Source organism: Aeromonas sp. CU5 (assembly GCF_002586745.1).
GTDB lineage: Bacteria > Pseudomonadota > Gammaproteobacteria > Enterobacterales > Aeromonadaceae > Aeromonas > Aeromonas sobria.
This window is the reverse complement of sequence record NZ_CP023817.1, coordinates 1,667,876-1,677,915: the sequence shown is the minus strand read 5'-3', so window position 1 is coordinate 1,677,915 and position 10,040 is coordinate 1,667,876. Positions and strand designations below refer to the sequence as shown.

Annotated in this window: 9 protein-coding genes; 2 read left to right on the top strand and 7 right to left on the bottom strand. The window is 60.5% G+C overall.

What is annotated here, in order from left to right:
- Positions 1-110 precede the first annotated feature (110 nt).
- Positions 111-1,631, bottom strand: coding sequence for a cryptochrome/photolyase family protein (locus CK911_RS07475; protein WP_098969503.1), 1,521 nt, complete (start codon positions 1,629-1,631; stop codon positions 111-113).
- Positions 1,631-1,795 (bottom strand): DUF2256 domain-containing protein, encoded by a 165-nt coding sequence (locus CK911_RS07470; protein ID WP_082186846.1) that lies wholly within the window; start codon positions 1,793-1,795, stop codon positions 1,631-1,633. The genes CK911_RS07475 and CK911_RS07470 overlap by 1 nt, the downstream gene beginning before the upstream one ends.
- Before the next feature lie 430 nt (positions 1,796-2,225).
- Between CK911_RS07470 and CK911_RS07465 the strand changes: the two genes are divergently transcribed.
- Positions 2,226-3,611 (top strand): tryptophanase, encoded by a 1,386-nt coding sequence (locus tag CK911_RS07465; RefSeq protein WP_098969502.1) that lies wholly within the window; start codon positions 2,226-2,228, stop codon positions 3,609-3,611.
- A gap of 135 nt (positions 3,612-3,746) precedes the next feature.
- On the opposite strand, the gene cdd is transcribed toward CK911_RS07465, so the two are convergent.
- The 3 genes from cdd to CK911_RS07450 all read right to left on the bottom strand — a co-directional run bounded on the left by cdd (position 3,747) and on the right by CK911_RS07450 (position 5,867).
- The gene (cdd, locus tag CK911_RS07460; RefSeq protein WP_098969501.1) at positions 3,747-4,631 is read right to left on the bottom strand and encodes a cytidine deaminase; all 885 of its coding nucleotides are present in this window, start codon (positions 4,629-4,631) and stop codon (positions 3,747-3,749) included.
- A 196-nt stretch (positions 4,632-4,827) separates the two neighbouring features.
- Entirely contained in the window at positions 4,828-5,514 is a 687-nt protein-coding gene (locus CK911_RS07455; protein WP_098969500.1) for an LrgB family protein, read from the bottom strand.
- Positions 5,511-5,867: a CidA/LrgA family protein gene (locus tag CK911_RS07450; RefSeq protein ID WP_098969499.1), complete on the bottom strand. Its 357-nt coding sequence runs from the start codon at positions 5,865-5,867 to the stop codon at positions 5,511-5,513. The genes CK911_RS07455 and CK911_RS07450 overlap by 4 nt, the downstream gene beginning before the upstream one ends.
- A 175-nt stretch (positions 5,868-6,042) precedes the next feature.
- Between CK911_RS07450 and CK911_RS07445 the strand changes: the two genes are divergently transcribed.
- Positions 6,043-7,752, top strand: coding sequence for an alpha-galactosidase (locus tag CK911_RS07445; RefSeq protein ID WP_098969498.1), 1,710 nt, complete (start codon positions 6,043-6,045; stop codon positions 7,750-7,752).
- 78 nt (positions 7,753-7,830) lie between these two features.
- On the opposite strand, the gene CK911_RS07440 is transcribed toward CK911_RS07445, so the two are convergent.
- Both CK911_RS07440 and sbcB read right to left on the bottom strand, forming a co-directional pair.
- The gene (locus tag CK911_RS07440; protein WP_005333277.1) at positions 7,831-8,331 is read right to left on the bottom strand and encodes a hypothetical protein; all 501 of its coding nucleotides are present in this window, start codon (positions 8,329-8,331) and stop codon (positions 7,831-7,833) included.
- Positions 8,332-8,486: 155 nt separating this feature from the next.
- Positions 8,487-9,914, bottom strand: coding sequence for an exodeoxyribonuclease I (gene sbcB, locus CK911_RS07435; protein ID WP_098969497.1), 1,428 nt, complete (start codon positions 9,912-9,914; stop codon positions 8,487-8,489).
- Between the last annotated feature and the right edge of the window lie 126 nt (positions 9,915-10,040).

Here is a 10,040-nt window from a genome sequence, read left to right as displayed (position 1 = left end):
TACTGTCTGATCGCAAAACCCTTCCGTGAGTTGATGGCTGATTGCCACGGCGCCGCAAACAGGTCGTCGCTGTGTTATCCATAGCGTCAATGAGGGGGATATGAATGCGCCTAAAGCTGCTCAAGGTGGATCAAATGGTGTTCTGCGCTGGCCAATATGGCTTGTTGTTGTGGCTCGGGTTGCCCATCCCAATTGGCATAGGGCAGGGCGAGGCGGGGATTGCTGCCAAGTTTATCCCGATTGCGCCATAAAAAGTGCCAGTAGAGGCTGTTGAACGGGCAACTCCCCTCACCGCTGCGGGCCTTGACCTGATAGTGACACCCTTTGCAGTAGTGGCCCATCCGCTCGAGATAAGCGCCGCTGCTGACGTAGGGTTTGCTGCCCATCAGGCCGCCATCGGCAAACTGGCTCATGCCGCGGGTGTTGGGCAGCTCCACCCACTCGATGGCATCCACATAGATGCCAAGATACCAGGCATCCACCTCGTCAGGATGGATCCCCGCCAGCAGGGCAAAGTTGCCGGTCACCATCAGCCGCTGGATATGGTGGGCGTAACCGTGCTCAAGAGACTGGCGAATGGCGTGGCGCACGCAGGCCATCCTGGTTTCGCCGCTCCAGAAGAAACCGGGCAGCGGCCGGTTGGCCTCGAGAAAATTGGCCTGCTTGTAGTCGGGCATCTTCTCCCAGTAGAGGGCGCGGACAAACTCGCGCCAGCCGAGGATCTGGCGAATAAACCCCTCTACCTGCGCCAATGTGATGGTGGCCTGATTGGCCTGCCAGTGGGATTCGGCGGTCCGAATCACCTCAAGCGGATGAAGCATCTTGCTGTTGAGGGAAAACGACAGACGGCTGTGAAACAAGCTCCAGCCCCGCTCGCTCAGGGCATCCTGATAGCGGCCAAAGTGCGGCAGGCAGTGCGCCAGAAAGTGCTCCAGCAAGTCGCGGCTCTGGCGCCGGCTGATGGGCCACGGCAGTTTGCTGGCATCGGCGCTCCCCAGCGTCTTGACCCCGTGACGGGTCAGCATGGCGTCAATGTCTTGTACCTCGTTGGCAAAAAGCAGGGGGGCGGGAATGGGCTGACGCTCCGGCAGTTTGGCGCGATTCTCATCATCAAAATTCCAGCGCCCGCCAAGGGGTTTGCCGTCCTCATCCAGCAACACCTTGTATTGCTTGCGCAGGGCGCGGTAGAAAAACTCCATCCGGCTGTGGGGGTAGCGCTGCCAACCATCGCGGGGAGTGAGAAAATGTTCGCTCTCCACCTCAGTGGTTGGCATGGCCAGGCCCGCTGCCCAGCTTTTCAACTGGCTGGCAAGACGCCACTCATCTGGGCTCTGCCAGGCAAAGCTGCTGGCCTGATGGGCGATAAGCTGGGCCTCCAGCAAAGTGGGCAAGTCGGGCCAGCGGGCGCTCTCATCAAGGGTCAAGTAACAGACGTTATGGCCCGCCTTGGTGAGGGCGGCGGCGAAGGCGCGCATGGCGGCAAAGAAGGCCAGCACCTTCTGACGATGGTGACGGCAGTAGTCGGTCTCCTGACGCAGCTCCGCCATCACATAGCAGACTGCCGGAACCGGGGTGCTAAACCAGCTGTGACCGGCGTTCAGCTGATCGCCGAGCACAAGGCGCAGCTCCATCAGGCTTGCTCCCCATTATGTTGATGGCTGCGGTGACGAGCGTGGCGACAACGCTCGCTGCAGTAGCGAACCTCCTCCCAGCAGTGTGCCCATTTACTCCGCCAGCTGAAGGGGCGCTGGCAGACGGGGCAGGTCTTCTCGGGCAGATGAGGTTTGCGATGCATGATGGCTTCCGGCCTTGGGTAAGATAACGAACAGGAGGCGCGGGCGGATCAACATCACTGCCGGTTTGCCGCGCAGATGTGTACTTTGTGAGCAGGCGCACAGCTAGCCGGTATGCCCCTTGTGTCGCCGAACCACCACCGTTAACGTGGCGAAGCTGCCAGTTGGCAGCGCAATCATTTTTTTGGTAACCAACTTCTTTTTACAACCGACATGGAGGGGAGTGATGCCAATTATGACAGCTACGCCCCGGGCAGCTTGCCTGCTCGCCCACTGGTATACCCGAGATCCCATTCTCACCTTCGACTTTCCTCACCGCTGAAAGGCGGCATCCGCCACTCGAGAAAACCAGCCGGACGACCCTGATCGCCCCGGTCCCGTTACCTGTCCATTTTTCACGAGCACTGGCCCTGCGCCGGTGAGGAGTCTTATATGCGTCGTATACCCGAGCCGTTTCGTATCAAGATGGTTGAACCCATCAAACAGACTACTGGCGCCGAGCGCCGCGTCGCCCTTGAGGCCGCGGGCTGGAACCCCTTCCTGCTGCTGGCCGAAGATGTCTATATCGATCTGCTGACCGACAGCGGCACCGGTGCCATGTCCGATCGGCAGTGGGCCGGCATCATGATGGGGGATGAGGCCTATGCGGGCAGCCGCAACTTCGTCGAGCTGGAGCGCGCAGTGCGTGAGATTTTCGGCTATCAGCATGTGATGCCCACCCACCAGGGGCGCGGGGCCGAGCAGATCCTCTTCCCCGAGCTGGTCAAGCGCTGCAAGGGCAAGGCGCCGGTCTTTATCTCCAACTACCACTTCGACACCACCAAGGCCCATGTGGAGTTGGCCGGGGCGCGGGCCATCAACCTGCTTACCCCGAAGGCCCTCGATACCACCGCCCCTTATGCCTGGAAGGGGGATTTTGATCTCGGCCGCCTGACCGACACCATCGAGACCCTGGGGGCCGACAACGTGGCCGGTGTCATTATCACGATTACCTGCAACAGCGCCGGTGGCCAGCCGGTCTCCATGGCCAATATGCAGGCGGTCTCCGAGCTGGCTCGTCGCCACCATATTCCGGTGGTGATCGATGCCGCCCGCTTTGCCGAGAACGCCTGGTTTATCAAGGCGCGGGACCTGGCTTATGCCAAGCACAGCATCGGGGAGATAGTGCGCCAAATGTTTGCGCTGGGGGACATCTTCACCATGTCGGCCAAGAAGGATGGGCTGGTCAATATCGGCGGTCTTTGCTGTTTCAAGGAAGATCTCGACCTGTTCCGCGCGGTGCAGGTGCGCTGCGTGGCGATGGAAGGGTTCGTCACCTATGGCGGCCTAGCCGGGCGGGACATGGCGGCGCTCGCCATCGGCCTGCGGGAGGGGATGGACGAGGAGTATCTGACCTATCGCATCAGTCAGGTGGCTTATCTCGGCGAGCGGCTGGCCGAGGCTGGTATCCCCATCCAGACCCCCACTGGCGGCCATGCGGTCTTTGTCGATGCCAAAAAGCTGCTGCCCCATATTCCTGCCGAGCAGTTTCCGGCCCATGCGCTGGCCTGCGAACTCTATCTGGAAGGGGGCGTGCGCGGGGTGGAGATCGGCTCCCTGCTGCTGGGGCGCGATCCCGCCACCGGCAAGCAGGAGGCGGCGGACTTTGAGCTGCTGCGCCTCACCATTCCGCGCCGGGTCTACACCCGGGATCACATGGACTACGTGGCCGACTGCCTGATCGCGGTGAAAGCGCGTGCCAGCGACATTCGCGGGCTTACCTTTGACTACGAGCCGCCGCTACTGCGCCACTTCACCGCACGGCTCAAGCCGGTTTGATCAGCAACTGGTTTGAAGGGGTGATCAACCGCGCCAAGCCGTGAAGATCAAGGGCCGCTCCCGGTTAAACCGCCCAGTAAAAAAGCCCCCGCACCAAGGTGCGGGGGCTTTTTGTTTATCGAGGCGGAGCAGGGGTTAGACCGCCTGATACTCCAGCTCGACGGAGCCCAGCGCCTTGAGGGTGGACTGGGCGGAGTCACGCTGGCTGATCTGGCCGTTTTTGCTCTCCAGCAGCACTGCGCGGTTGATGGTGGCGAGATCTTCACCGCCCAATACCGCGTGGGCACAGGCCATCTGCATCGGCGGCAGGCTGGGGTTGAAGGCGGCGTTCTCGGCGTAGCGACCCGAGAAGATACGGCCATCGGCAAACTGCAGCGCCACAGCGGCATAGTCCTGGCTGTAAGGGGCATAGCTTTGACGGGCGGCAGCCAGCGCGGCTTGCCACAGCGGGTCTTCGCTTTCAAGCGTTAGCTCGACGTGATCCTGCGGGCTCATCAGCGCATCTGTGATGTCGAGATCCGCCGGGCCGAACGAGTGGGGCAGGAAAGAGTGCAGGGTGCTCAAGTCATCGGGCAGAGAAACTTTGAGGATCTTGGCGGTGCTCAGCTCATTCATAAACTGACGGCAGTGGCCACAGGGGGTGTAGTTGACGGTGATCTCACTGATCCCGGTCTCGCCGCCCAGCCAGGCGTTGGAGATGGCAGACTGCTCGGCATGGACCGAGTGGAACAGCCCTTGCCCCGCAAATTCCATGTTGGCGCCGAAGTACCAGCTGCCGCTCAGGCCGCAGGCGATGGCACCGACATAAAATTTGGAGATGGGCGCCACCGAGCAGGCGGCAGCCAGCGGCAACAGGGCGAGGCGCAGAGCGCGCTCATCGAGGCCTGTGGCGGCTTTCAGGGTGGCGACTTGCTCCGGGGTGAAGCGGGCGTTGAAGTCGGCACTATCCAGCATGGGCTGCACGGCTGCTTTGAGCGGAGCAGAGAGGGTATCGAATGGCTTGGCAAAACGGGGATGCATAGTGTGTCCTCAAAGGCCAATTGGGCGGCCATTGTAGGGAGCAAGCTCGGGTAAATATGTGAGCAGGCTCACGCCCTGACGGGCAAACGGAGGCTGATGGTAATGGAAACGTTTGTCTTGTGCAAATTGTGCGGCAGGTCGCACCCCGAGAGGCCTGCAGGCCTCTCGGGGTGGTCAATAGGTGGTCAATGGGTAGTCAGATCAGCCAGTGATAGATGGCAAACAGCAGGGGGGCGACGGCAGCGGTGAGGATCCCGCACACCACCATGGCCAGCGATGCAAAGGCCCCCTGGGTGATCCCCTTCTCGGCGGAGGTGGCGGTGCCGATGGCGTGGGCACAGGCCCCCATGGCGAGCCCTTGGGCTTCCGGATCGGTCACTTTCAGCAGTTTGAGCAGCGGGTAGCCGATCAGGGCACCGACAATCCCCACCACCACCACCACGGCGGCCGCGATGGCGGGAATGCCGCCGATGGACTGGCTGACGCTCATGGCGAGCGGGGTGGTGATGGATTTGGTGGCGAGTGATGCCAGCAGCGCCGGATCTGTGCCCATAAAATGACCGATCAGCAGGGTTGTGCACACCGAGATCAAGACGGAGGCGAGGGTACAGATTAGGATGGGCTTGAGTTTGGCCTGGATCTGGCGTGCCTGCTGATAGAGCGGCAGCGCCAGCGCCACTACGGCGGGCTCCAGCAGCATGGTAATGGGGCTGCTGCCGCGCTCGTACTGCTCAAGGGGCAGAGCAAACCAGAGCAGCAGGCCGATGATCACCGCGGTCGGCACCAGCACCGGATTGATGATGGGCCAGGGCAGGCGGCGATAGAGGGCGCGGGTGGCGAAATAGAGCGCCAGGGTCAGAGGGATCGCTAGCCAGAAGATCATTTGTTCATCCTCTGGTAGAGCCGACCGACGGTGGCGAGGATCAGTACGATCCCGAGCACGATGCAGAGCATGATGACGCCGAAGGATTGGCGCAGGGGCTCAAGCCAGGCCACCAGTCCGACCGCAACCGGAACGAACAAAACGCCCATGTGGCGCAGCAGCAAGCCTGCTCCCTGCTCGACCCAGTGCAGCTTTATCAGTTGCAGCGAGAGCAGCACAAACAGCAGCAGCATGCCGATGATGCTGCCGGGAAAGGCAAACGGCAGGATGGCTGCCACGGTTTTGCCTGCCAGCAGGCAGGCGACGATGACCATAAAGTCACGAAGGAACAGCAAGGCACGTTGCGCGATCACGTGAGCCCCATCGACTGTGAAGAAAAATGCAGTTTACCAGAGAGGCCGGGTCGCGGCATTAAAACAATAACAACTGAAATCAGTTCGTTTGAAGCTGATTTGTATGGCGATGATCTGTTGAACAATCTTTTGAACATTGTCTGATAGCACCCTTTTCGAACTACAAGGAGTAGTAATGACATCCCTCTTGTCCCGAGTTCGCCAGCTGGCGAACGATAATGCGTTGCCATCCCATCTGCTGCAAACCCGTCAGTGGGAAGGGCCTCTGTGCCGGGTGCGGCTCGACAACACCAGCGAAGATGCCACCTCGGTTGACCGCTGGGTGCTGTTTGACGGCAAGCTTGGCCTGCCGGTCGAGAGCGCCATCTATGGCGAAGGATTCCAGATGCTGGCCCAGACCATGGGTAGCTGGCAATCACCGCAACATGTCGGCCGTTGCCCCGATGCCAGCGTCTATCGCATCACCGATGACAATGGCTACCACACCATTCACAACCTGTTGCTGGTGGAGCATGGCAAGGGGTGGCTGCTGCTCGCCTTTGCCAGCTGCCACCGTTTTGGCGGGGAGTTTCGCCTCTACCCCGATGGTCGCTTGCAGATCCTGATGAATTGCGAAGGGCGGGAACTCGCGGCCGGTGAGCACTGGCAGAGCGAGGCGCTGATCTGCCTCGAAGGGGCGGAGCGCGAGGATCTGCTGGCCGAGCTGGCACGGCTGATCGAGGCCGAGCATGGCTCGCTGATCGGTAAGGTGAGTGATCGCCCGAGCGGCTGGTGCTCCTGGTATCACTACTACGCCGAGGTAAGTGCCGCCGATATTCGCGAAAATCTGCAGGTGCGTGCCGAGCGCTTCCCGGCCTTGCACTATGTGCAGATCGACGACGGCTATCAGGCCAAAATGGGCGACTGGCTTACCCCGTCGGCCAAGTTCGAGCAAGGTGTTGCTTCATTGGCTGCGGAGATCAAACAGGCTGGCTGCGAGCCCGCTCTCTGGGTCGCCCCTTTTATTGCCGAACCCGGTTCACAGGTGTTTCAGGAGCACCCCGACTGGTTTGTGAAGGGGGATGACGGACTGCCGCTCCCCTCCGAGCGGGTGACCTATGGCGGCTGGCGCTGTACCCCCTGGTATGTGCTGGACGGTACCCACCCCGAGGTGCAAGCGCACCTCGAGCGGGTGTTCCGTACCCTGCGCGAGCAGTGGGGCATCCACTACTTCAAGCTTGATGCCAACTTCTGGGGCGCCATCCACGGTGGTCGTTTCCACGATCCGGCAGCCACCCGGGTTGAGGCCTATCGACGCGGCATGGCTGCCATCTTGCGCGGCGCAGGGGAGGGCGGTTTCCTGCTCGGTTGCAACGCCCCCATCTGGCCAAGCCTTGGCCTGGTGCACGGCATGCGGGTGAGTGATGATGTGGAGCGCAACGGCCACCGCTATCGCCAGATTGCTCGCGAAGCCTTCTGCCGCGCCTGGCAAAACGACAAGCTCTGGGCCCTCGACCCCGACTGCATCTGCCTGCGGGATCTACCGAGCCAGCAGGCAAGTAAAGCTGAATACAGTTTCCATCTGGCTGCACTGGTGGCGAGCGGTGGCATGATGCTGACCGGTGATCGGCTGCAAGATCTCGATGAGGAGCAGGCGGCGCAACTGCGCAAGTTGCTGGCGCTCTGCGCCGCCCGGGCACCCTCTGCCCGTTTCGAGTCGATGGACTTTGCCTGCGGCGAAGTAAGCCTGCCCGAGGGCGGCACTCTGCTCTGCCTGTTCAACTGGGAGGGGCAACCACAGGAGTTTCTGCTGCCGGAAGGGGGAACCGATTTTTGGCAGGGGCAGGCAGTCGGCACAACCGTGACCCTGCAAGGGGGCGAGGGGCGGGTGATCCGCTACACCTGATCACAGCCTCACCACATACAATTCAGGCTCCATCACGGAGCCTGAATTGTTTCAATTAGCGGTTATCAGTCACGTTTTTCAGTAACGCCACTCAAAACCAACGGCGTATTTGGCAGAGCCATAGCCCGGGATATCACTGCCGGAGGCGATCGCCTTGAGGGTTAGCAACGGGGTGATGGGCACCCCCAGACCAAAACCGATAGCTAGCTGATCATTGGGGTTCCCCATTAGATCGACCCGCATCACCCGATAGAGGGACATATCCTCGCTCAGGTGCATATAGGCTTGCGAAGCGCGGTTATAGACCTGACCAAACACCTCCAGCTGGAAACCTGACTGGGCGCTGATGGCCAGCGGTACCCCGACAAACTTGTAGAGATGGGAGCCGTTGAAGTAGCTGTTGGTGATCAGGGGAGTGAAATCAGTCTGCTGATAAAGGGAATTGAAGTTCTGTTCTACGATGCGATAGGTCTGCTCGGGCAGGCGAGCAAGATAATCCGGCACATCGAACCGGTATGCGGCGTTGGCTGCCAGCGGCAGCAGGGCCAGTAATCCGAGCAGTGCGTGGTGACGAGGCATCAGCAAATGGCTTCCGTTCGGCCAAAGAGATCTCTTGCTTGGGAGACATCCGCTCAGGATGTTGCAAGATATTGGTTTTTGGGGAAATCCCCTTCTTCATTATGACCTGAAGAAGGGGATGGGCGGGAAGGATTTATTGTGAAACTACTCACAACTCATAAATCTTCCAGATAGTGGTAGAGACTCTTTAGAATCGCAAAGTTCCGTTCGTTACTCTGGTTCTGCTCGGCCAGTGCCTCGAGACGGGGCACGTAGTCCGGCAGACGGCGGCTGAAGTAGTCGCTGCAGTGCAGGCGCCAGCGCTTCTGCTCTGCTTCGCTCATGGTGTGTGGCCAGTTGCGGGCGCGGTAGCGGAACAGCATCTCCGGCAGCCGGGCGTCGGTAAAGGCGAACTCCCGTTCACCCAGCAGATCCGCGGGGGTGGCACGCACCAGATCCATGGTGGACTTGTCGCCGTGGCCAAAGAATCCGGCGTAGAGCTGGGTATCGGGGTCGCCGTCATTGCTGCCGGCAAACTCCTGATTGAACACCTCTACCAGTTTTTCCCGCACCTCTGGATGGGCGCGCAGCAGATCCAGGCTCTTACGGCACTGCTCCCTATCGATGCCAAGCTGGTCGGCCCGCTCCGGCGTCAGGGTGGCGGCTGGCGCCAGCACCGGACACTTGTTGATGTGCACCAGTTTGACCGGAATGCCCGCCAGCTCCCCCAGATCCTCTTTTTTGGTATAGAGACGCTCGCGGATCTCCTCGCTGGTGAGCTCGATAAGCGGGGTGGGGTCACGGGTCAGATCCACCATGATCACCGCATTCTGGTTGGTGGGATGCCAGGCGAGCGGCGATACCCAACTCACGCACCCCTGCCACGGGGAGAACATGCCGGAGACGTGTACCAGCGGCTTCATGGTCACCACGTCGATGAGCGCCTTCACCTTGTTTTTGTTGCGCAGATCAAAGAGATAACCAAACAGCTTGGGCTGGGCTTTTTTCACCAGCTTGGCCATTTCGATGGTGGCCAGCACGTCTGAGAGCGCATCGTGGGCATTGGCGTGGGCCACACCGTTGGCGACCGTCAGTTTCTCCAGTCGGAAACTTGGCTTGCCCTCCTCATCAAATGCCCACTCTATTCCTTCCGGGCGCAGGGCGTAGCAGGCTCGCAGCATGTCGAGAATGTCCCAGCGGGAGTTGCCATTCTGCCAGCTGTAAGCATAGGGGTCATAGAAGTTGCGATAGAGGGTATAGCGGGTCACTTCATCATCGAAGCGGATGCTGTTATAGCCCAGCACGCAGGTATTCGCCGTGGCGAACTGCTCGTGGATCTGGCGAATGAAATCCGCCTCGCACAGCCCGTCCTTCATCGCCTTTTGTGGCGTGATGCCGGTAATGAGGCACGCCTCCGGGTCCGGCAGATAGTCCGCTGGCGGCTTGCAATAGACAACTAACGGCTCGCCAATGATGTTGAAATCCGCATCGGTACGAATACCGGCAAACTGCGACGGCCTGTCTTTGGCGGGACTGATGCCGAAGGTTTCGTAATCGTGGAAGAAAAAAGTTGGCTCGCTGCCCGCGTGTGCTGTTTTGCTCATGTTGCTCGAGAGGGGGTCCGATGACGGCGGCACTATGCGCCTGGGTGGGCGGTGCCATGCACCACAATTGTTCGCATGGTAAACCATAGCGCAGGCAGAACGAAGGGCGAGCCGTGCAGGTGGTGG

Coding starts and splice junctions, on each gene's coding strand:
- CK911_RS07455 (WP_098969500.1), bottom strand. CDS start 5,514: ATGATCTTCTGGCTAGCGATCCCTCTGACCCTGGCGCTCTATTTCGCC.
- CK911_RS07465 (WP_098969502.1), top strand. CDS start 2,226: ATGCGTCGTATACCCGAGCCGTTTCGTATCAAGATGGTTGAACCCATC.
- cdd (WP_098969501.1), bottom strand. CDS start 4,631: ATGCATCCCCGTTTTGCCAAGCCATTCGATACCCTCTCTGCTCCGCTC.
- CK911_RS07440 (WP_005333277.1), bottom strand. CDS start 8,331: ATGCCTCGTCACCACGCACTGCTCGGATTACTGGCCCTGCTGCCGCTG.
- CK911_RS07475 (WP_098969503.1), bottom strand. CDS start 1,631: ATGGAGCTGCGCCTTGTGCTCGGCGATCAGCTGAACGCCGGTCACAGC.
- sbcB (WP_098969497.1), bottom strand. CDS start 9,914: ATGAGCAAAACAGCACACGCGGGCAGCGAGCCAACTTTTTTCTTCCAC.
- CK911_RS07445 (WP_098969498.1), top strand. CDS start 6,043: ATGACATCCCTCTTGTCCCGAGTTCGCCAGCTGGCGAACGATAATGCG.
- CK911_RS07470 (WP_082186846.1), bottom strand. CDS start 1,795: ATGCATCGCAAACCTCATCTGCCCGAGAAGACCTGCCCCGTCTGCCAG.